Below are 22,484 nucleotides of genomic sequence, written 5' to 3'. Positions count from 1 at the left end.
CCAACAATTGGCTTGGCATGCACCGACCGAACAACATGGAGGAAACAATGAAAACCCATCGCCTTTTGCTGCTTGCTTCGGCCGCCACCCTTGTCGCAGCCCTGACAGATATATCCCCCGCTGCAGCACAGGATACCATGCTGGATTCCGGCTCCATGGACAAGGAGTCCGCCGACAAGGTCTTTCCCGCCAAGCGCCCCTACTCGCCGTGGGCAGGACGAAATTTCCCGACGCGGCCGCTCTTCGGCGATACGCACCTGCACACGTCCTTCTCTATGGACGCGGGCGCCTTTGGCGCGCGGCTGGGACCAAGGGACGCCTATCGGTTCGCCAAGGGCGAGGAGGTCACATCGTCCACTGGCCAGCCCGCAAAGCTGTCGCGACCGCTCGACTTCCTCGTCGTTACCGATCATTCCGACAATATGGGCTTCTTCCCCGACCTGTTTGCCGGAAAGCCTGAGCTTCTTGCCGATCCGCTGGGACGCAAATGGTACGACATGATGCAGGCCGGCCAGGGTGGGGCGGCGGCCATTGATATCATCACTGCCTTCGGTGCTGGCAAATTCAAAGGACCGATCCTCTACTCGCCTGATTCCGCGGCATATCGGGGGGCTTGGCAGGAAACCGTCAAGGCGGCGGAGGAGGCAAATGAGCCCGGCCGGTTCACGGCCTTCATCGGCTACGAATGGACCTCTGGTACAGGCGGCAACAATCTCCACCGCAACGTCATTTTCCGCGACAATGGCGACAAGGCGAGTCAGGTCGTTCCTTACACTACTCTGCCGCCTGGAAGCTCCAATCCACGCGATTTGTGGAAGTGGATGGCCGCCTATGAGGACAAGACCGGCGGCAGCGTGCTTGCCATTGCGCACAACGGCAATCTGTCGAACGGCCGCATGTTCCCGATGATCGAGCCGGGGACAAATTCTCCGATCGACCGCGAGTATGCGGAAACCCGCAACAAGTGGGAGCGACTCTATGAGGCGACTCAGATCAAGGGCGATGGCGAGACCCATCCCTTCCTATCGCCGAATGACGAGTTTGCGAATTTCGAGCGATGGGACAAGGGCAATCTCGACCTCACGGTCGGCAAGACGTCGGACATGCTCGAGTACGAATATGCCCGCTCGGCCCTAAAGAACGGCCTCAAGCTCGAGCAAAAACTGGGCGTCAATCCCTACAAGTTTGGAATGGTGGGATCCACTGACTCGCATACCGGCTTGGCGGCGGTCGAGGAGGACAATTTCTTCGGCAAGACCTCAAGCAGCGAGCCGGGGCCGGACCGCGCAACGCATCCGTTCGCCAAACAAGGCGATCGCATCATCATGGGGTGGGAGACGACGGCCTCAGGTTACGCGGGCGTGTGGGCGACCGAAAACACGCGCGAGGCGATCTTCGATGCGATGCAGCGTCGCGAAACCTATGCGACGACCGGGCCGCGGATGCTGGTCCGCTTCTTCGGCGGCTTTGATTACGAGGAAAGTGATGCCAATACCCGCAGCCCCGCGATTTCGGGCTATGCCAAGGGCGTGCCGATGGGTGGCGACATTGGACCAGCTCCAGCCGGAAAAACTCCGACTTTTTTGGTCGCCGCGCTGAAGGATCCAATCGGGGCTAATCTCGACCGATACCAGATCGTCAAGGGATGGCTCGATGCCGCGGGCGCAGTTCATGAGCAGGTCTATGACGTCGCCTGGTCGGGCGATCGCAAGCCGGGCACTGATGGCAAGATACCACCGGTCGGCAACACGGTCGACGTCGCTAGCGCCACATGGACCAATACCATCGGCGCGCCGGAGCTCATCGCGGTCTGGACCGATCCCGATTTCGATCCTGCACAACGGGCGTTCTACTATGGCCGCGTGCTCGAGATTCCGACGCCACGATGGACCGCCTACGACGCCAAGTATTTCGGCGTCACGCCACCGCCGGAGGCTACAATGGAGATGCAGGAGCGCGCCTATACGTCGCCAATTTGGTATTCACCTGCGCCTTAGGTCGGCGGCTCGCGGTGCGATGCTCCACGCGCCTTGACCTGTTAGATGCTTCACCCTGTGAGCAGACATTCCGCGCAAACGAGGCCGAGGAGTGTCGGCAACAGGCACTATGGACGGAGCTGCATTTGCGCAGTACGTTATAGTAGAATATGCTTATATGACAGGTGTTTCGGCCAAATGGGGAGCAAGTAAGGCCGCGGGGATTCGATCGGCCCGCCTGCACGCCTGGGTCACCTCTCATTGCTCAAGATATGCGCGCTGAACGGTGTTTGTGATTGCCAGTGATGCGTAAGCGACATGTGGTCGAGACCTCTCGGAGTCCGAGCCATGTCGTTCTGCTTCAGCCACGGATGCATTTTCGACGCCTGCACAAATTGAATCCGATACCTGACGTTCAAAGGAGGCTACCTCGATGTGGACGATAGCGCAAACGGCTATGCAACTCGCAGCCACGCTTACATCCGCGATGCTGGCACTGACCATCGTGTCTGGAACGCCTTCGCACGCAGCGGCTGGCGAAACCGAGGCCAAGGCTTTGGTCAAAGCCATGTCAGACTACATGGCAAATCAAAAGTCGGTCTCGTTCGCCTACGACACCAGTCTCGAGGTAGTCACCAAGGAACATCAGAAACTGCTGCTGGCAAGTTCGGCACGATGGAGATGGCTCGGCCCGACAAAATCCGCGCCACCCGGTTCGGCGGCTTTGCCAATGTCATGATCACCTTCGACGGAAAGACGCTGACACTGTTTAGCAAGGACAGCAATCTCTACGCTCAGTTCGAAGTGCCCGGTTCGATTGACAATCTGATCGAGGAGTTGAGAACCAAGCACCACCTGCCCGTGCCGGGCGCTGATCTACTCCAGTCGAACGTCTACGACGAGTTGATGCGCGACGTTGTCGATGTGAAGGATCTAGGCAGTGGCGTGATTGGCGGCACGGAATGCGATCATCTCGCGTTTCGGGCCAAGGAAGTCGACTGGCAGATATGGATCGCACAAGGCGAGCACCCTCATCCCTGCAGATATGTCATTACTTCCACACAAGTAGACCAAGGACCGCAGTACAGCGTCCAGATCAGCGACTGGAAGAGCAGCACGGAACTGAACGCGCAGGATTTCAGCTTCAAGGCCCCTACGGACGCCAAGAAGGTCGACGACCCGAAGCAACTTATCGATATCGATGAGCTTCCAGCTAACTTTGTCGTAGGAGACACCAAATGAACGTGTCGACGAAACTCAAAATCGCCCTGCTGACCGGGATCGTCGCGTTGGTCGGATTGGAACTGGGATCCGAGCTTTCAATTCCGGGCATGCATAGTTTTGTGACGACCGCCGAGGCGAGGGTTGGACGACCACTTACCCCGGTCAGCGTCGCTGGGGTGGCACGGCGCACGGTGCGCCGCTGCGCGGTCGGTGTGTACTACTGCTAGGTGCGGCCTCGAGGCTGAGGTTTTAGAACCGCCCGGAGGGCTTCCATCGGTGAGGTAAACGCGCCATGAAACCGGAATCAACAGAAGAAATCATCATAAATGATGAAGCTGGCGCCGATCAGCGGCTGATAAGTCGCCGCGAGGCGCTCAAGGCAGCAGGACTGGCCGGAGCCGCGGCTCTGTCAACGGCGACCATGTCCTCGGCGCAAACGGCTGAAGAGACACCAGCCGCAGCCCAGGCGAAAAACCCTTATGGCGGGGTGCCGAGCGGCGGGATCACGCTTCCACCCTACTACCGGCCCACGCCGAGCCTAGTGAGCAACAACGTTTACTATCCGGGCCAGGAACAGCTCGGACCCGACGAGATGCGGATTTCCTTCATCGGCAGTACGCCGATCCCGGTCACGCGCGCACAGGCCGGCACCTGCATCATGGTGGAGCTCGGAAACGGGAAGCGGTTCTTCTTCGATTTTGGCTCCGGCTGCGTGCGCAACATCATAGCGATGGCCGTGCCGTTGTCGGTCGTCAACGACATCTTCTTCACCCACCTTCACGTGGATCACTACGCGGACCTGCCGTATCTATTCGCCTTCGCCCCGTGGATGGGGCGATGGAAGCCGCTTCGCGTGCATGGTCCATCTGGCCGCACGCCCGAGGACGGCATCAAGACGATGATCGAGGGCATGAAGATGATGACACGTTGGCATACCGACTCCTTCAACGCTTGCCCGATCGGCGACGGCTACGAGGTCGAGGTCAACGAGTTCGATTTCCGGGACGACAACGGTGTCTGCTACGACAAGAACGACGTGACCATCCGCCACTGGCGGCGATCGCACACCAAGGACGGCGCCTCGGCCTACAGGCTCGACTGGAACGGGTTATCGTTCGTCTGGACCGGCGACGGTCGACCGGACGAACGCTCTTTGGAATTGGCGAAGGGGGTGGACGTATTTGTGACCGAGGTGCAGCCGGACACGGCCAATCTCCAGGCGATGAAAATGGGCATGCCGCCCGTCATCATGAGCACGACAATCGACCAGGCTCACAGCCCCCACTACGCGGTGGGCTATATGTTCGACAAGATCCAGCCGCGCCTCGCGATGGTCACCCATACGACTTACGACGAGGAGTTGATCCCGGAGATCACGGCTGGGATCCGCGTTCACTACAGCGGATTGTTCCAGTTCGGCGCGCCAGACGTCGTGGTCGTCAATGTCACCAAGGATGCAATTTGGACCCGCAAGGCAGCAATTCCAGATGCCGGCAACATGGCACGCCCAAGCCCCGCAGAGGCGGTCGAACTGTTCGACCTGACCCCGACAAATCTGAAGGTCACATTTCCCAATCCTCGAAATCCGCTTGCTGACCAATTGGAGCCGGAAACTCTCAACGGGGACATCGACCCGAAGAAATATTACCCACCGGACGTGTATCGCGAACCGAAGAAGGATTACCCGAGGGACTACACCATCGATGTCCGTGAAATGGCCCTCGTGAAGGCAAAGCAGGCACAGACCAAGCTGTCGGAAAAGGCTGCGCAAATCCAGGCCGTCATCGACGCTATTGAAGGAAGGAAGTAGTGGCGATGGATCGCGACATCACCTTCCCGCCTGGCGATACCGAAACGGCGTCGTTCTTCGCCGCGACCCGACAATCTGCCGCGCAGGCGGTGCCGTTGACCGTCCTCACCGGCTTTCTCGGAGCAGGCAAGACGACGCTGCTGAACCGCATTCTTAACGGCGGTCACGGCCTTCGGGTCGCGGTGCTGGTGAACGATTTCGGTTCGATCAACATCGACGCCGAGCTGGTTGTCGGCATTGAAAGTGACGGGGATGTCATCAATCTCGCCAACGGCTGTGTCTGCTGCAACATCCGCGAGGATCTGGTCGCTGCAGTGACGCAGGTGATGGCTCGTCCTGAAAAGCCCGAATACATCCTGCTCGAGGCCAGCGGAGTGGCCGATCCTTCCGGAATCGCACTCACTTTCATGAACGAAGAGATGCGCGACCGCATCAGGCTGGACAGTATCATGTGCGTCGTGGACGCGGAGCAGATATTTGCTGCACCGGAGATGATGGAACTAAAGCTCCGCCAAGTGGCGTTCGCAGACATGCTCATCCTCAACAAAGTCGATCTCGTCACCCCGGAGGAGATCGAGCGGATCAAGGCATGGCTCGACGATCGGTTCCACCGCTACCGGCTCGTCCAGGCATCCCGCGGCAACGTGCCTCTGGAAATCCTGCTGTCGGTGGGTCGGTTCGACCCCTCCCGCCTCGATGACACCTCTTCCCATGACCAGAGCAGCCATCCTCACGACTGTGATGGACATGATTGTGAGCATAGCGCTCACGGCCATCGGCATGACCATTGGCAAGCCTTCAAGACATGGAGCTACGAGACCGACGCACCACTTTCCCTGGAAGCTCTGCGGGAAGCGGCGCGCAAGCTTCCGGCCAGCGTGTACCGATGCAAAGGCGTGGTGCATACGGCCGAAGAACCGGGCCGACGGGTCATTCTTCAGGTTGTCGGCAAGCGAGTTGACATCGCAGTCGGGCACGAATGGAATGGCAAAGAGCCACTGACCCGGATAATCGCCATCGGAGCGCACGATGGCGTGGATGGAGTGGACCTCCGCGCGAACTTTGACAGATGCCGTTGTAGCTCCGTTTCATAGCAAAGCAAATATGTCCGAAGGCGGATCGATCCTGTCGAAGCCAGCTCGGTTATTGATCAGGATGTGTGTGGACGCCCCGGTAATGCAACTCAAGTCATTCGGGTCTTTATTGCACGCTGGATGCGACGCGCGTTCAAGAGGGACTCCTCCAGCTTGATCATGAAACGTCGGCTCGGTGAGGTATCTGCCCTGGAAAGCGGTGGCCGCGATCGGAAATCCCTGATACGGGCAGCCGAGCTCCGGAAATCTGGAAGCGCGATGCTCTGGGGACAGCAGCGTGTTCAGCGTGGTCTTGACGCCTGAAGCCTCCCGTCATGCGGCACCAGCCCTCGATGTGTTGAAACCTTCGCCATCGGCGCCTCCTGGGACGGGACACGTAGTCCTATTGCTCCTATGCCGGTGAAGCAGAACCGAAGCGCCACCCAATGTAACGACGAGGATTTGGTCTTTAGGATCAGTGTCGGACTCGAGGATCTGGACGACATGAAGAGATATAGAGGCGTTTTTCGCGGACATCACCGCCCGAGTCGGCTCCGCTAGTCGCGATGTCGGGGACCCTATGGTGAAGCGCGTTGGCGGTCGATCCGGTCAAGGGAGAGGGATGGCTACACCTGAGGAATAGGGCAACTGTGCTCTCAGTGGTAAAGAGTCTGCCATGAAGGAGCGTAGACTCGAGGGCGCTCGCCCTCTATATCCACGACCTCTCGGATGAAGTGGCAAGTCGATCATCGGACGCCGCCTGCGGGGCGATCCTCGGATAACAGACGGAGGCCGCCATCGGCTGCGCAGCGCTCAACAGAATGCTGGCATATGCAGTCCGAGATCCGTCCGTCGCAAGGCGCAGCCTGGACGATTGCATCAAAGACCCGCGTCCGAAAAGCGCCCGATCCGCGCACCAAGGCCGCTCCATCGTCAACCCGTAGCGAAGACATCGTTTCATGAATAACTAATACACAACGCAGTATTTCATGAACACCTAAACAACAAACCGTTCATGACCGAAGGTGGGTAGCAGGTATGTATGGCGCATTAATCGACATTGACGTCTATCGGAAGACTGCAGCGGCGCTGCAGGAACGAGAGGATTGCCTTTCACACCTCGTTGACGTGGTTCCATGCCATCTATGGCGATTGAGCGCCGATGGCGAACCGACGTTTTTCAACAAACGGCTGGTCGACTACCTGGGATGGGACGTCGCGGAAGCGGATGAACCTGACAAGCCACGACTTGATGTGATAATCGATCGCGCAGTCCATCCCGACGACGCAGACGGCTTTCGGGCCGCACTTGGCGAAAGTCTGGCCACGGGACGGAGCTTTTGGGGTCGCAATCGACTGCGGCGTGCCGACGGAGTTTTTCGTTGGATGTCTGTTCGCGCCGAGCCGATGGAAGGTCAGGATGGCCGTGTCGTGCATTGGGACGGCATGTGCCTTGATATCGACGATCATATCTGTGCTGAGGAGGCGAGGCAACTGACCGAGCGCCATCTTCAACGAGTGGTCGACGCATTGCCAATAAACATTGTGAGTTGGAGCGCAACCGGAGAAATCACTCACGCCAACAAAAGGACCGTCGAGATGCTCGGAGTCCCGGACATGACGTTCGAAGATTTCTTTGCCGCCACCTTGACGCTAACTCATCCCGAAGATGTCGAAAGACTGCGAAGAACAGTCACACAGGGCTTACGGACTGGAGATGCCTTTATGGTGCGATATCGCCGGCGTGCTGTGGATGGCGCTTTTCGGTGGGGGGATACTAGGTTCGAGCCGCGACGGAACCTGAATGGGGCGATCGTTGAATGGTTTGGGCTTGCGATTGACGTTGATGGCGACGTGCGAATGCAGGAAGCCCTGAGCCTTGCCCAGGCCAACATCGCGCGCGCCAGCCAGGCCGCAACCCTTGCTGAACTCTCTGCATCAATTGCCCATGAAGTGGCTCAACCATTGACCTCTGTATCGATTATGTCGGACACATGCCGGCGTTGGCTCTCAATGGATCCTCCAAACATAGAGCGAGCGCAGCAGGCTGCGGAGCGCATCCAAGGCGCTGCGAAGCACGCCAGCGACGTGGTGACGCGGATCCGCGCCTTGTTCAAGCATTCGGTCGATGGAAGGACGACGGCTGCCCTCAGCACCGTTATCGATGAGACATGTGGTCTTCTGGCTGAGGAAACCGCGCGTCGTGGCGTTCGAATTGACGTGGAGATGGACGACGACCTGCCGCTCTTTGCATTTGATCGCGTGCAGATTCAACAGGTTTTGATCAACTTGATCCGCAACGCTATGCAGGCGATGGAAGCTGTCATCGACAATAGAATTCTTGGAATACGAGCCAATCGTGCCGGCGAAATGGTGCAGGTCGAGATCAGCGATACTGGTCCGGGCGTCGAGTCGCCTGAGATGATATTCCAACCGTTTTACACGACCAGGAACGAAGGCTTGGGCATGGGTTTGGCAATTTGCCGGTCGATCGTCGAATCCCACCATGGCCGGCTCTGGGTTGAACAAGGCAACCCGATCGGTGCAAGGTTTGTCTTTGCGCTGCCTGTCAATAAGCCCGATGCGCCTGAACGTGATTTGCACGGCCCACCGGGGGGCAAAGCGTTTCGTATCGACCGGGCACACACCTGACGATAATGCGTTGCGGCTTGGGACACCCAAATTTGCGACCCGTCAGGGACATGGCCGGCGCTGGCTATCAGCCGAGGGAGCGAAAAGCTTAGCCCGGTCGCGGCCACCGGTTGCCGCTGATCCGCGTTCTCTCGTCCCAGTCCCGACGCCTACGGAGCGGATACAATCGTTGCCGGCAGTTGCTCTATAACCATTCGCGGGTCGGGGTCCCGCCTGCGGCGGATAGAAACGGTGTGCTAGAGTGGGCGCTGGAGAGGAGAGGCCGTCGGAATTTTGGTGGTGTCTAACCCCGATACATAACGTGGTCCATGGGCTGCTGCGCGCTTGAGAGTGGTGACGCCGTTTACGGCGATCCCGTTTAGGAATTTGATTCTTTGGCACAGCCCAGCCTCTCCATTCGACATGAGAATAGGAGAGCCTGCCATGGCTGGAACAAAGAAGTCTCGCAGCAAGCGGGATATTTCCCCTACTCACTTGAATGCTGCTGCAATCGACATCGGGGCGACGATGCACGTGGCCGCAGTGGGCCCCGACCAAGCTTCCGAGCCGGTGCGCAGTTTTGGAACCTTCACCGGCGATCTGCATCGGTTGGCGGACTGGCTCACGAAGTGTGGCGTGCGCACGGTCGCGATGGAGTCCACGGGGGTCTACTGGATTCCGGTCTTCGAGATACTCGATCAGCGTGGCTTTGAGGTCATAGTGGTCAACGCCCGTGATGCCAAGCACGTGCCAGGCCGCAAGACCGATATTAGCGACGCCCAATGGCTGCAGCGTTTGCATGAATATGGATTGCTCAGGGCCAGCTTCCGGCTGAAGGGCGAAGTTGCGGTCATGCGCGCCTATCTACGCCAGCGTGAACGTTTGCTGGATTACGCTGCCTCGCACATCCAGCACATGCAAAAAGCTCTGACGCAAATGAATCTGCAGCTCCACCACGTGGTGGCAGACATCACCGGTGTCACCGGCATGGCCATCATCCGTGCGATTGTGGCCGGTGAGCGCGACCCGATGGTTCTGGCGTCCTATCGCGACCCACGCTGCCATGCGTCTGCGGAGACGATCCGTCAAGCGCTCGTCGGCAATGATCGCGAAGAGCACATCTTTGCCCTGACCCAGGCGCTGGAGTTGTACGACGTCTACCAAGCCAAAGTGGCGCTCTGCGACGTGCGCATCGAGGCTGTGTTGAAACGGCTGCGGAAGGCCTCGTCCACCCCTGTAGGAAAACCGCCGACCGTGCGGACAACGCAGAAGCAATCCAATGACCCAGCCTTCGATGTTCGCGCCGCCCTGTACGGCTTGCTCGGCTGCGATGTCACTCAGATTCACGGGCTCGGGCCTTATCTGACGCTCAAATTGGTCGGAGAGTGCGGGACCAACCTCTCGGCCTGGCCGAATGCCAAGCACTTCACCTCCTGGCTGTGCCTCTCCCCAAGCAACAAAATCTCCGGCGGCAAAGTGTTGTCGTCACGGACCCGACGATCTGGTAGCCGGGCCGCGGCGCTACTGCGACTTGCCGCGGTTGCGGTTGGACGCACTCAGACCGCGTTGGGGGCATTCTATCGGCGTCTGTCGGCACGCGTCGGCAAGGCCAAGGCGGTCACTGCCACGGCCCGCAAAATCGCCGTCTTGTTCTACAATACCCTGCGGCACGGTATGGAATACAACGATCCGGGAGCCTCCCACTACGAGGAGAATTACCGTCGACGCGTCCTCACCAATCTCGAGCGAAGAGCAAAATCGTTCGGGTATACCCTACAGCCCGCGCCAACATCCGGCTGAATGTTTCTTAGGAATACCGGACATCTTTGTTCCCTATCTGCACATTGCGGCCGGGTGTCCGCATCGACCGTCGCAAGCGGGAAGTTGCGAAATGTCGCGGAGTGTATTTTAGTTGTGCAATCAACCATCGAGCGAGGGGAATGTCATGCTCAGGATGTTGGTTGCAGCGCTCACACTTGTCCTCATTTCATCCAGTCTTTCCGCCCGTCAGATAGCCATCGCGACATGGAACCTCGGCTGGCACATGGACGTCGCCACAGTCCAGCGATGGATTGACGCCTGTGGAGCGAAATACATTGAAGACAGCGGCAGCGGACGATGGGTTCCATCGAACGCATCCGACGCTACAGAGGGATGGGACGTCCCAAATACCTTCGACATCGAAAACTGGGACACATCGAGCCTTCCGGTGTGCAACGTGTACTTTTACCGCGGCGTCGTTCGGGTAAAAATGGACGCCTACAAAAAGCGGCAGGAACAGATCGCCAATTTCATTTCTCGCTCGATACCGGCCGACGTTATCGCGTTTCAGGAAGTCAGCGGCGAACAGGCCGTGAAGGAGATCCTTCCGGGCGGGGGCGCGGAGTATGATCTTTGTGGTTTTACAGGATACAAGGTCCAACGCTTGGTTATCGCCTGGAAAAAGTCGCTGGGAACCAAGGTCTCATGCAACGTGGAAGATGCATTGAGCCTACCGGCGAACCCGGACAACAAGCGGCCTCGGCCAGGTCTTTCGCTGACGTTGAACGTCGGCGGCGGCACCTTGCGCATTCTCGACGTTCATCTGAAATCAAGTTGTGTCTCGCCATTCGACAACGGCAAGCTTGAGGGCGGAAGCGACGACTGCAAGACGCTACAGCAGCAGATTGACCCGATCGAAAGCTGGGTCGAGCGCGAAACATCGGATGGCGCAAAGATCGTTCTGCTCGGAGACTTCAACCGCAATCTATGGCACGAACTCAGAGATCAAGCACCTGTGCGAACGGATGGAAGCGCTGCGACGGGTCCGCGGTCGGCAGGCGTCCTATCCCGCTCTGCTAGAGGAGGTGTCAGATGGCCAGCCGGCGGCGAGCGTCTTGAAAATTGTGGATGAGCGTTGCCAAACCAATGAGATAGGAACGGCTCTTTGCACCATTTCTGAACTTCGTGACCTCGATACCGCGGAGAGCGCACTCCTTGCTTCCCAGAACTATCTTGGCTGCCGGAACCCCGTCGGCCTCGATCACATTTTAATTGGCCCCGGCCTTGAGGCGAGCGCCCCCGCTGAACACGTCACGATCCGCAGACTGGGTGCAACTCGGCAGAAAGACGATGGCACCGATCAGGTGCTGGCGATCTCCGATCACTGCCCATTGCTGGCCCGCCTAAATTTCTGATCTGCCATCACACGGCAAGCTAGCGACAAGAGGGCAAGATGATCTCGAACCCAAAGATGGTTTTCGTTGCGTCAGTCCGCGAAAGATAAGGCCATTGCCCACTATAGCTCGCCTGCCGGACGAGCCGCCCCGTCATATCCGTCGAATTGGATGGGAAGGATGGGGCTCGAAGCGACGGCTCCTGACGGCAGTGTTCCTGACGTCGAGGTGGAAAGGACTATCTGCCTTACAGGTCATCGTGGAACTCAATTCGAACGAGTAAGCGAAGATGCAGTCTGAGCTAACAGTATGTCATCTACTGATGACGGCGGCCGCATCTCTCCGACTTTAGTTTTTCCGATCGCACCTCCGGTATCGATTGAAGGGGCCGCTCCAACGCCTAACCTTACCGTCGATGGGGTAATCTGAATCAGGAATGAGAGTGACAGCACCCAACCGAGCTGCATGGAAGGATGGATGGCAGTGAATAAGGTCCCGACAGAAGCCGAGCTAGCGGCCGCGCCCCTCCTTCAGGGATGGGTGCTTGAGAGCCCGTCGAATAGCCGGCCGTGGCTCTACGGCTGGTTCTTTGGCCACCCGGAAATTGACGATGGCGATCACGGTCATACGTCTCCCGTCTTGCAGATGGACACAGGGAGTCCCGCCCATTGGGCGACGACGGAGAACCGCCTATATCGGCTGGGTGTCTCCTATCCCCCCGCGGAGCGCGAAATCCGCTATTGGTCGCAAAAGCTGCGCAGACGACGTCTCATGCCACTTGGCGAAGCGCCTGGTGGCGGCGACGACGTTGAGGAAATGATTGCATTTATCCGCGAGGAGAAGCCGTTTCGCGAGCAAAAGCTAGAACGCATGGTGAATGCGTACCGTGACGAACTCGCGATGCTAAAAAAATAGCTTGGTCGCCGACGACTGTGATGAGGGTGTCGCCTAATACCATGCGGCAAGCGCACGCGCCGATAGCCTGAGAACGTTAGGTTCAAACCTAAGGCGAAGAATCTTCAAAATCACCGGCCCTAGGATCAAACCTTCGCGGGCTTACCACGCTCCGTTACCTATGTCTTCGGTATGGACAATCAGAAATCTCGCGTTTGGCATCAGCGTAAAATCAGATTGATTGTTTTTGCTGGATATTTCGGAGTGGCCGGCGACCGTCCTGTGAAGCCAGCTTGGCATCGACGTGAAACCTCGCGGGTCAGCTTGGCATGAATGCGAAATCAGTAAATCGTCATCGTTCGACTGATTCTTTACCTCTGAATGGTGTCCGCGGCTTTCTAGATCGCGGAACCAGCAATACAGCACGCTGTCCGAAATTGTTGAGCCAGCGGGCAACATGGTTATCTATTTCGGCGATAGTCGGGTTCCGGAATATTTCCCTGCACGGTTCACCGTGACGATCCAAGCCACCGAACAATTGCGTAGGCAGGCATTGGCCGGTGAAGTCCTTTCAGGTGTAAATCGCCGACAGGAACAGCCTCGATCAACGATTCCACGGCTGCAAAAACGCGTTGACTGACGAGTATCTGACGGGACTTGGCTTCCTCGCACAATCGAGCCGCGTGATTCGTGACGGTGCCGATGACAGCATAGTCCGAGCGCTGGTCGAAGCCGATCCGACCGATGGTCGCATGACCTCGCGCAATGCCGATGCCGAAGCCAAGCACATAGTCCCGTTTGCGCCACCGCTCTGAATGCTCATCGATGGCATCACGCATCGCTGTGGCCATCGAGACTGCCCGCTCAGTGTGGTCAGCACAGGGCAGCGGATCGTTGAAGAAAACAACGACGCCGTCGCCGACAAAGCGCTCCAAAGTTCCCTCGTGCCGGACGATTTGGTTGCCAAGACATGCATGATACTCTCGAAGGACCGTCATAACCTCTTCCGGTTCTGCGGTCTCGGAGAAGGCCGTGAAGCCGCGCAGATCGCAGAAAACGACCGTCACTTCGCGGCGGTGACTTTGGAGAAGCGCGTCGCCATTCTCGGCCGCAACAATGAGATCGGCGACCTGAGCGGGCAAAAACCGTCTGAGCCGAGCCATCCGCTCGATCGCGGTGACCTGCTCCGCCACTTTCTGTTCGAGGGATCGATTCCATACTGCTAACCGTGCAGCCTGGTCCTGAAGGCTCCGCGTTTGCTCTTCGACAGTGTCGTGAAGAGTCTTCTGCCGTAGCATTGAACGGACGCGCGCCAGCAGCGCCCGATGCTCGAACGGCTTGGTCAGATAGTCATCAGCTCCCGCGTCCAGTCCCTCGACGACATCACGCGTGTCGGCTTTTGCCGTTACGAGGATGATAGGAATCGATCGAAGCGAAACGTCCTGCTTGAGCAGGCGCACGAGGCTGATACCGTCGAGCTTCGGCATCATGACGTCGAGAAGGATGAGATCAGGCTTAAGGTCGTGTACCTTGGCGAGGCCCTCTTCACCGTCTGCGGCGGTGGCCACTTCGTAGCCACACGCCTTGAGGCGCATCTGCAGGATTTCGAGATTTTCCGGCGTGTCGTCGACGGCGAGAATGAGGGGTGGATCGTGCATTGTGTGGCTTCCCTCAGGACAGGAATTCCCGGATCTTTGCCAGAAGCTGGCGCGGGCTGAACGGCTTGGTGACGTATCCGTCACATCCCGCAGCCAGGGCTTTCGCCTCATCACCCGACAATGCGTAGGAGGTGACGGCAATGATCGGTATGTGCCGGAGTGCCGGATTGGACTTGATGTGGCGAGTCGCTTCGTACCCGTCCATTACGGGCAGTTGGATGTCCATAAGGATCAAGTCCGGCTTCTGCGCCGCCGCCGCCGTCACGCCGGCGACACCATCCGCGGCCTCGATCAATTCGTATTCAGTGGTAGCGATGAGGTCGCGCACGATCTGTCTGTTGTCTTCGGTGTCTTCCACCATCAGAATCCTTTTGCTCATGCCGCTTCAGAGCGCTCCTCTGCATCGATTGGTATCGTCATGCGGAATGTCGCACCGGCACCGGGCGCTGACTCCACGGTGATTGTTCCGCCGTGCATTTCGACAAAGCGTTTCGAGATTGCCAGACCGAGACCCGTTCCGCCCTTTTGCCTGGTGCTGCTGTTGTCAACCTGCTGGAATTCCTCAAAGATGAGAGTTTGGTCTTCTGGCGCGATACCTGGCCCAGTGTCCCGCACGGCGATCTCGAAGTGGCCATCGGTTGCCCCGGCCAGAATGTCGACGGAGCCCGCTTCGGTGAACTTGATAGCATTGCCGGCAATGTTCAGCAGGACCTGGGTCAGACGGCGCTCGTCACCGCGGCCCGTGGGAAGATTCTCTGCGACTGACGTGGTGAACGCGAGGCCTTTCTCCCGCGCTAGCGGTTCGACAGCGGCGGCCACGGTTCGTACGATCTGCCCAAGGGAATAGTCGTCCAGCGCCAGTGTTAACTGCCCGGCCTCGATCTTCGAAAGATCGAGCACGTCGTTGATGAGGCCTAATAGGTGCCGGCCGTTGGCCTGCACCCGCGCCACTGTCGCCCTTGCCCTGTCCGGAAGCTCACCGTAAATGCCGTCAACCAGCAGCTCCGTGAAGCCCAGAACCGAATTAAGCGGTGTCCTCAGTTCGTGGCTCATGTTCGCGAGGAACTGAGACTTATGGCGGCTCGCCGCCTCTAGCTCTCGACCTTTATCCTCTATCTCGCGGAACAGCTTGGCGTTCTGAATGGCTAGGACCGACTGTGCGGCAAAGGTTTCCATCAGGTGGACAACCTTTTCGTCGAATTCTCCGGGTTCACGGCGCCTGACGACGAGAGCGCCAACAATCTTGTCCGGCCTGAGCAATGGCACAATCAGCACGCCGCGATATCCGGCTTCGCGGATGATTTTCTGAGTGGGGGTTTCTTCGCCGAGTTCGGGAACCTGCACAGGCTCGCGGCGCCGTGCTGCGTCACCGATCCCCGGATCCTTCAACCCAATGGTCTGCCCAGAGATGGCGGCAACCAGCTCCTCGCTCATCCCATAAGTTGCACGCGGGCGGAATTGTTGCCTGCTGCTACTGAACACATAGATGGTGCCCGCATCCGTGTCGGATAGGTGCACGGCTTTCGCTACGATTGTCTGCAGCACCGTGTCGAGATCAAGCGTCGAATTGACCGCCTTGGTGACTTCTCCGAGCGCCTCCAACTCGGCGACAGAACGTGCGAGTTCGGCTGTGCGCGCTTGGACCTCCTGGAACAGACGCACGTTCTCAATCGCGATCACCGCTTGGTCGGCGAAGGTGGTGAGCAGTTCAATCTGCTTGCGGTTGAAGGGCCGAACCTCGACCCGGCGGATCGTCAGAGTTCCGATGGCTTCTTCTTCCCGCAGGAGCGGGGCGGCGAGGGTGGTCCGATGGCCAAGCCGCATCGCCATTTCTCGGCCCGCAGGGAAATCATCGCCCCTGGCGGTGAGGTCGTCTACATGCACGGTCTGCCCGTCGACAAAGGCGCGACCGGACACCCAGTCGCGACTGATCGGCCAGCTGGCGAAGTCGATCGGGATTGAACCATAATGCGCTCTCCATGCCAGTGACTCACCGTCTTTAAGAAGTATGGCCGCGTCGTAGGCGTCGCAGAGCTTTGCCGCGCTCTCGGCAACGGCATTCAGGACGGGCTGAATGTCCGTCGGGGAGGCAGCGATGGTGCGCAGGATTCCGCTAGTTGCCATCTGCTGCTCAAGCGATTCAGTCAGCTCTCGGTTGCGGCTTTCAATTTCCTGGTACAGGTGCCCGAGCTGGGCAGAGGTCTGGTTGACATTGTCGGCGAGCACTCCAAGCTCGTCCCGATTGCCGATCGCGACCTGCTGGGCAAAGTCGCCGGCGGCTATCTGACGCAGACGCGTTTCGATCTTCTTGACCGGCTCTATCAACGACCAGGAGATGACGTAGCCGAGACCCAGTGCCAACAGAATACTGCCCAGAATAAAGGAGACCACGACCAGCCGCGAGGTTTTGTAGGCTCCTTCCGTCGCATCGATGGATGTCACCATGTCGGCCTCGGCCATATTGACGAGCTGGTTCGTCAGCCGTTCGAGCCGATCGGCCGACGGCATGATCTGGTCGACTTGAACTTTGCGCGCTTCGTCTGTGCGGCCGGTGCGAATGAGCTCCGCGACACGCGTTACGCCAGCCGTAAACCGGTCATACTCCAGCCGGACCTCGCCGAGCAGTTCCACTTCACTTTCGGCGACGAACGCCATGCGGTCGAGGTCGTATCCGAACTGGCTGAGCTGGCGTAGCGCTGCATCCAGCATCCTTTTGTCTTGCAGCAAAAGTGCGGTCGCGATGCTGTAGAGTTGGTTCGTTGTGTCGTGCTGGACTTGGCGATAGGCTGCAATCCTGCGCTGCAACTTGATTAGCTCGGTCGTCTGGTCGTTGACCCCGCTCAACACGCGCAATTCGACTCCCCCGAGCACGATCAGCATTCCGACGATCGACAGGAATGCGACCAAAAGCTTTGTTTGGACGCGCGCCGGCAACTGCGCCACGCAGCCGACGAGCCAACTCGCGACGTTACCGGGATTCATCCACGAGGCTGAGAAGATCACTTCGGAACTCCTCCGGATCAAAGCTGGCGCCCATATACTGCACGCGCAAGCTGCCGTTGCGGTCCACGAGAGACGTCAGCAGAGTATGGTCGACGTCGCCGTTCGCTGTCTTCATCGCAATGATGCCATACTTCCGACCGATCTCATGGACCGTTGCCGGATCGCCGGTAAGAAACACCCAGCCCTTCACATCGGCATCGAAATTTTGCGCGTATTGTTTCAGCACTTCGGGCGTATCCCTTTCCGGGTCTACGGTGATCGAAACAAAATTGATCTGTGCCCCGAACGTCGGACCAAGTGCGTCCTTCACACGCGCCATGTTGTCGGTCAGCATCGGGCAAATATCGGTACAGGAGGCGAAGATGAACGCAATGGCGACCACTTTGCCGCGAAATTCGCGGAGTGAGACAGGTACCCCCCTCTGTGATGTCAGCGTAAAGTCTGCCGCCGCTCCGATAGTCGGCAAGCGCTGATCGTGCGATGCATCATGCGCCTGCCCTGGTCCGGCTAGCAAAATCAACATCACAATCTGCGCTAGCCACCTGCTCATGTCTTCAGCTCGCGTTTCACCTCGCTGAGGGATCGCCAATCGGTACCGTTGGCGATGATTTCGTGCGGACTCGACTTGATCATGCCGGACTCATGCAGCCGCAAGGCGTAAAACCGAATCGTGTCCTCAGGATCGTATTCGCGCCATTTTCCGTAAGGCACCTCGCTCATCGTCTGCAGGGCATAATCATAGTTGGCGGCGAACCCGCCATCGACGATCTGTCGCGCGATGCGCCATGGCTCGGCGACGCATAGGTCTGCCGCCTTGAGAATGGCGCGCAACACGCGTTTGGTGGCGACAGGGTTGTTCCGAACAAACTCCGCATTGCCCGCCAGCATGCAGCAAAAGTACTGCGACCAGGGACGATCTATCGCGCTATTTACGACTACGTGGCCGATGTTGCGGGCGTGCAGTTCCTGGGGCTCGGGTGGAAAGCCGAGGAACGCATCAACTTTTCCTTTGATGAAAAGCTCCATCGGCCTGACGGCTGGATCGGTCACCCAGCGGATGTCCTTTTGTGGGTCGAGCCCGACGTATGCAGCCATGCTGGTCAAAAACACGTGCGGCGTTGATCCTAGGCCCTGTACGCCTACAGTTTTGCCCTTCAGATCTCTCATACTCCGAATGCTTTCGTTTCCGAACAGTTCGAAGCACCCAGGATGCACGCCCGCCAGCACCATGATTGGGTCACCTGCATCGATCGCAACGGCAAGGGGCGCAGCGAAATTCAAACTGAAATCCACCTCACCGCGCGCGATCATCTCAGACGTGCCGTAGCCTGGTTCTGAAGTGACATAGCGGACGTCTGTGAACCCCTCCAAACGCAGCAGCTCCTCGGCGACGTACTGTGGCGCAATGCAGATGCCGCTGATCTTCGCGAGGCGGATGGTGGTCGTTTCCGGCAGTGGCTCAGCCCAAGCCCGTGTCGTGGTTCCTAGAACGCCAGCGACGCCAACTGCCGCTGCACTGGCCAGGAAAGAGCGGCGGTTCTGGATGATATGCATCGGAGCGCTCCCTCTTTAATAAGACGGGAAACACCCGTCAGAATCGCGGGGAAGACTATTTCGCAAGAAACACGCGCCTATGAACGGCCCAACGGAAAGGCAGAGCAGGCCTTGCATCAAGCAATAGGTCTTTAACGCTTGATTTTATAGTCCCGCAACGATCAAAAAATATACGCCTTGTCTGCAACGCTAGCGAGGGAAAACTTTGCTTCCACTCTGAAGACTTATCGGTAAACTCGCATTTACAGAGCGCGGCACCGCCCTTGCTTCCGATACCGTGGCAAATTCCGCCTGCGAGCGCGTCGTGACCGATTGTGTAGGTCCGCGACGGCGAAGCCGCTAGCGGTTCGAGCGATCGCATCCACCACTGAGGAGCTGACTGCAAGCGGAGATAGCTCGCGCCATTCCGTGGCGGAATGTGCTATTATTCGCCAATCCGGTCAAACGGTATGAGCAAGTCGTTCATGCGAGGTCGGAAGTGTCCACAGGCACGTTCTCGGCATCACATTGGACTTGGAAGGGAGGGATCATGCATACCCTTTACCCTGGACAGTTCACCCGACGGAAGTTCTTGAATGGATTAGCCCTGGCGGGTACCGCGGGGTTTCTGGGCTGGCACCCTAGGCAAGCCGCTGCTGAGCCACCGCCTGAGACGACACGGATTCGCCTCGTCAGGATCCCCAGCATCTGTCAGGCTCCCCAGTATGTAGCCGAAGAACTGCTGCGCAGCGAAGGGTTTACAGAGGTACAGTACCTCCAAAAAGCGGGGACCGCAGACATCGCGTCGGCGCTCGCCTCCGGTGAAGCCGACCTCAATGGGCATTTCGCCGCCCCGCTGCTTCTCAGCCTGGAGGCGGGGGACCCCATAGTTATACTGGCAGGACTCCACATCGGCTGTTTTGAGCTGTTCGGGACCGATCGCGTCCAAACGATCCGCGACCTAAAGGGCAAGACCGTGGCAGTGCCGACGCTAGATTCTAGCCGATACGTCTTTCTGGCCACAATGATGGCTTATGTGGGCCTGGATATCCGTCGGGACATAAACTTGGTCACGCTTCCGGGACCCGAGTCCATCCGGCGCCTAAGGGAGAGGAAAATTGATGCTTACCTGGGCTTCCCACCGGAACCGCAGGAGATGCGGGAGCAGCAGATCGGCCATGTGGTGATAAGCAGCACCGTGGACCGGCCGTGGTCGCAATACTTCTGCTGCATGCTTGCTGGGAACCGGGAGTTCGTCCGCACAAATCCGGTGGCGACCAAACGGGCCCTCCGCGCCATCTTGAGAGCGGCGGACTTCTGCGCCAACGAGCCAGAGCAATCCGCACAGCTCATGGTGAGCCGAGGATATACTCAGCGCTACGACCATGCCCTCCAGGTCATGAAGGCAATCCCCTTTCAGTGGCGTGAGTATAGCGCCGAGGACACCCTGCGCTTTTACGCGCTGCGCCTCCACGAAGTCGGGATGCTAAAGAGCACTCCTCACGAGCTCCTTGCCCATGGCACCGACTGGCGCTTCTTAAACGAACTGAAGAAGGAGTTGAAGGGATAGCAGAAACTCCACGTTAGTGTCGGGCACTGCATCGGGGCAGGCTTTAATGAGTAGCGTGCTTATTCCTTTGGCAACTGCCGCCGATTCCTGAAACGGGAAAGAAAGGCGGCCAGCGCGTTCACGACGACAGCGACGTCTCTTTCGCTCGCTACCCGAAACTCTGCACGAGTGGATCCATCCGGTTCCTCGGTCCAGGTGAACATCGACCAATCCTTCCGGATCGCTTCCCCCATGCTCTGGAACATCCGCCACTCGCGGGGTGCCTTGGGCGTGAAGGCCTTCGAGACGATGATCCGACGTCGCCCAAGTGTCGATTTGTGAGCCATGCAATCTAGGAAGGCCTCACTGCGTCCTGAAGGATTCGCTGTCGTTCGCCATGCGAAAATATCAATGCTCAGCCGCAAAGGTCCGTTCGCGGCGGTGAATCCTTCAACCTATTGATTTAGCACGCGTTTGTTGAGTTTCCCATCAGGACTGCAGGCGGCGTCGGGTAGCCATTTCTCACGGATGCCAAGCCGGTTTGGCCTATATGCCAAGCCATTTCGCAGGGATGACAAGCGTGAGATGTCCGACCTGAGAGATAGGTGACGTTTTGTACCGGAGACAGGGGTGACACTTTTCGCTTTTTTGCGGGAGGTGTTGATGCCGTGGAGAGAGACTTCGGTAATGGAGGAACGTCTACGTTTCGTCGCCCGGCTGCTTGAGGGCGAAGGCATGAGCGATGTGTGCCGGGAGTTCGGCATCTCGCGCAAGACCGGCTACAAAATCTTCAATCGCTACAAGGACGACGGCCTGGAGGCGCTGACGGATCGGTCTCGACGGCCGGTGCGTTACGCCAACCAGTTGCCCGCGCCGGTGGAGGCAATGATTGTGCGGCTCAAGAAGGAGAAGCCGCATTGGGGTGCCAGGAAGATCAGAGAACTGCTGGTGAAGCGTCTGGCCGGCGATGTGCGCGTACCGTCGAAGAGCACGGTGCATGCCGTTCTCGACCGGCACGGGCTGGTCGCCCATGCCCGTAAGCGGCAACGACACCGAGCCGAAGGAACAGCATTGTCTCAGGCATTGCTGCCGAACGACCTGTGGTGCGCCGATTTCAAGGGCGAGTTCAAGCTCGGCGATGGCCGCTACTGTTACCCGCTGACGGTCACTGACCAGGCGTCACGCTACCCTGCTTGCCTGCGAGGCCTTCGAATCGACAAAGGAGGTGGGTGTGTTCGAGGCGTTCCGCCGATTGTTTGCCGAACATGGCCTGCCGCTCGCGATCCGCAGTGACAACGGCCTGCCGTTCGCCAGCCCCAACGGCCTCTACAATCTGTCGAAGCTGTCGGTCTGGTGGCTGCGGCTCGGCATCGCGCTCGAGCGCATCAGGCCGGGCCATCCGCAAGAGAATGGCCGGCATGATGCGCATGCACCTGACGCTCAAGAAAGAGGCGACCAGGCCACCTGGCGGAAATATCCTGCAGCAACAGGCCCGCTTCGATGCGTTCGTCAGCGAATTCAATACCGAGCGGCCGCATGAAGCCCTGGCGATGAAGACGCCGGTCGATCTCTACAGCCCATCGGCGCGCCGATATAATGGCCTGCCGGAGATCGATTATCCGTTCCACGACCGTGACGCACTGGTGACCCATTGCGGCCGCATCTGCATCTACCGCAAGAAGATCAATATCTCGACCGTGCTGGCCGGACAGAAACTGGGAATCAAGGAGGTCGACGACGGTATTTGGCTCGTCAGCTTCATGCACTATGATCTGGGATATATCGACCTGGAGCAGAGGACTTTGCAAACCATCGACAACCCGTTCGGCACGAGGTTGTCACCCATGTCTTAGGGACAAGCTGTTACCTATGTCTCCGGTATGGACAAATCAGAAAGTGGCGCACCCGACAGGATTCGAACCTGTGACCTTTGGAATCGGAATCCAACACTCTATCCAGCTGAGCTACGGGTGCATTC

At 58.5% G+C, this 22,484-nt stretch carries 16 protein-coding genes, 1 tRNA gene and 2 pseudogenes; 12 read left to right on the top strand and 7 right to left on the bottom strand.

What is annotated here, in order from left to right; translation table 11 throughout:
* The first annotated feature begins 47 nt into the window (after positions 1 to 47).
* The 10 genes and pseudogenes from ACSQ9D_RS13055 to ACSQ9D_RS13010 all read left to right on the top strand — a co-directional run bounded on the left by ACSQ9D_RS13055 (position 48) and on the right by ACSQ9D_RS13010 (position 12,784).
* Positions 48 to 1,997: a DUF3604 domain-containing protein gene (locus ACSQ9D_RS13055; protein WP_436282574.1), complete on the top strand. Its 1,950-nt coding sequence runs from the start codon at positions 48 to 50 to the stop codon at positions 1,995 to 1,997.
* Between the two features lie 436 nt (positions 1,998 to 2,433).
* A pseudogene (locus ACSQ9D_RS13050) lies at positions 2,434 to 3,218 on the top strand (DUF2092 domain-containing protein).
* Positions 3,215 to 3,427 (top strand): hypothetical protein, encoded by a 213-nt coding sequence (locus ACSQ9D_RS13045; protein ID WP_436282573.1) that lies wholly within the window; start codon positions 3,215 to 3,217, stop codon positions 3,425 to 3,427. The pseudogene ACSQ9D_RS13050 and the gene ACSQ9D_RS13045 overlap by 4 nt, the downstream one beginning before the upstream one ends.
* Before the next feature lie 65 nt (positions 3,428 to 3,492).
* Positions 3,493 to 5,010 (top strand): guanitoxin biosynthesis MBL fold metallo-hydrolase GntH, encoded by a 1,518-nt coding sequence (gntH, locus tag ACSQ9D_RS13040; protein WP_436282572.1) that lies wholly within the window; start codon positions 3,493 to 3,495, stop codon positions 5,008 to 5,010.
* A 5-nt stretch (positions 5,011 to 5,015) separates the two neighbouring features.
* Complete coding sequence (locus ACSQ9D_RS13035; protein ID WP_436282571.1) at positions 5,016 to 6,104, top strand: CobW family GTP-binding protein; 1,089 nt, start codon at positions 5,016 to 5,018, stop codon at positions 6,102 to 6,104.
* 1,017 nt (positions 6,105 to 7,121) lie between these two features.
* On the top strand, positions 7,122 to 8,735 hold the full coding sequence (locus ACSQ9D_RS13030) for a PAS domain-containing sensor histidine kinase (protein WP_436282570.1): 1,614 nt from the start codon (positions 7,122 to 7,124) through the stop codon (positions 8,733 to 8,735).
* Between the two features lie 423 nt (positions 8,736 to 9,158).
* Positions 9,159 to 10,514 (top strand): IS110 family transposase, encoded by a 1,356-nt coding sequence (locus ACSQ9D_RS13025; protein WP_436281716.1) that lies wholly within the window; start codon positions 9,159 to 9,161, stop codon positions 10,512 to 10,514.
* 145 nt (positions 10,515 to 10,659) lie between these two features.
* The gene (locus ACSQ9D_RS13020) at positions 10,660 to 11,607 is read left to right on the top strand and encodes an endonuclease/exonuclease/phosphatase family protein (RefSeq protein ID WP_436282569.1); all 948 of its coding nucleotides are present in this window, start codon (positions 10,660 to 10,662) and stop codon (positions 11,605 to 11,607) included.
* Positions 11,591 to 11,890 carry a hypothetical protein gene (locus tag ACSQ9D_RS13015; RefSeq protein ID WP_436282568.1) on the top strand — a complete coding sequence of 100 codons (300 nt, stop codon included), beginning with the start codon at positions 11,591 to 11,593 and terminating at the stop codon, positions 11,888 to 11,890. The genes ACSQ9D_RS13020 and ACSQ9D_RS13015 overlap by 17 nt, the downstream gene beginning before the upstream one ends.
* A 456-nt stretch (positions 11,891 to 12,346) precedes the next feature.
* A complete protein-coding gene (locus ACSQ9D_RS13010) occupies positions 12,347 to 12,784 on the top strand; it encodes a DUF6634 family protein (RefSeq protein ID WP_436282567.1) in 438 nt (145 codons plus the stop codon).
* A 488-nt stretch (positions 12,785 to 13,272) separates the two neighbouring features.
* On the opposite strand, the gene ACSQ9D_RS13005 is transcribed toward ACSQ9D_RS13010, so the two are convergent.
* From ACSQ9D_RS13005 to ACSQ9D_RS12985, 5 genes are read right to left on the bottom strand one after another with little or no spacing between them, the layout of a single operon-like run.
* Positions 13,273 to 14,421: a response regulator gene (locus ACSQ9D_RS13005; RefSeq protein WP_072379540.1), complete on the bottom strand. Its 1,149-nt coding sequence runs from the start codon at positions 14,419 to 14,421 to the stop codon at positions 13,273 to 13,275.
* A 13-nt stretch (positions 14,422 to 14,434) separates the two neighbouring features.
* The gene (locus ACSQ9D_RS13000) at positions 14,435 to 14,800 is read right to left on the bottom strand and encodes a response regulator (protein WP_072379538.1); all 366 of its coding nucleotides are present in this window, start codon (positions 14,798 to 14,800) and stop codon (positions 14,435 to 14,437) included.
* A complete protein-coding gene (locus ACSQ9D_RS12995; protein WP_436282566.1) occupies positions 14,797 to 17,424 on the bottom strand; it encodes an ATP-binding protein in 2,628 nt (875 codons plus the stop codon). The genes ACSQ9D_RS13000 and ACSQ9D_RS12995 overlap by 4 nt, the downstream gene beginning before the upstream one ends.
* Positions 17,390 to 17,947 (bottom strand): SCO family protein, encoded by a 558-nt coding sequence (locus ACSQ9D_RS12990; RefSeq protein WP_436282565.1) that lies wholly within the window; start codon positions 17,945 to 17,947, stop codon positions 17,390 to 17,392. The genes ACSQ9D_RS12995 and ACSQ9D_RS12990 overlap by 35 nt, the downstream gene beginning before the upstream one ends.
* Before the next feature lie 23 nt (positions 17,948 to 17,970).
* Positions 17,971 to 18,978, bottom strand: coding sequence for an ABC transporter substrate-binding protein (locus tag ACSQ9D_RS12985; protein ID WP_436282564.1), 1,008 nt, complete (start codon positions 18,976 to 18,978; stop codon positions 17,971 to 17,973).
* Between the two features lie 529 nt (positions 18,979 to 19,507).
* Between ACSQ9D_RS12985 and ACSQ9D_RS12980 the strand changes: the two genes are divergently transcribed.
* Complete coding sequence (locus ACSQ9D_RS12980; RefSeq protein ID WP_436282563.1) at positions 19,508 to 20,527, top strand: ABC transporter substrate-binding protein; 1,020 nt, start codon at positions 19,508 to 19,510, stop codon at positions 20,525 to 20,527.
* A 59-nt stretch (positions 20,528 to 20,586) separates the two neighbouring features.
* On the opposite strand, the gene ACSQ9D_RS12975 is transcribed toward ACSQ9D_RS12980, so the two are convergent.
* On the bottom strand, positions 20,587 to 20,853 hold the full coding sequence (locus ACSQ9D_RS12975) for a hypothetical protein (protein ID WP_436282562.1): 267 nt from the start codon (positions 20,851 to 20,853) through the stop codon (positions 20,587 to 20,589).
* 316 nt (positions 20,854 to 21,169) lie between these two features.
* Between ACSQ9D_RS12975 and ACSQ9D_RS12970 the strand changes: the two are divergent.
* A pseudogene (locus tag ACSQ9D_RS12970) lies at positions 21,170 to 22,359 on the top strand (IS481 family transposase).
* Between the two features lie 44 nt (positions 22,360 to 22,403).
* Here ACSQ9D_RS12970 and ACSQ9D_RS12965 read toward each other — a convergent pair.
* A tRNA-Arg gene (locus ACSQ9D_RS12965) sits at positions 22,404 to 22,480 on the bottom strand.
* Positions 22,481 to 22,484: the final 4 nt, after the last annotated feature.

The organism is Rhizobium sp. LjRoot258, from assembly GCF_964254185.1.
In the GTDB taxonomy this organism is placed as follows: domain Bacteria; phylum Pseudomonadota; class Alphaproteobacteria; order Rhizobiales; family Rhizobiaceae; genus Rhizobium.
The sequence above is the reverse complement of the archived record's forward strand: the minus strand, read 5'-3'. Positions and strand labels throughout refer to the sequence as shown.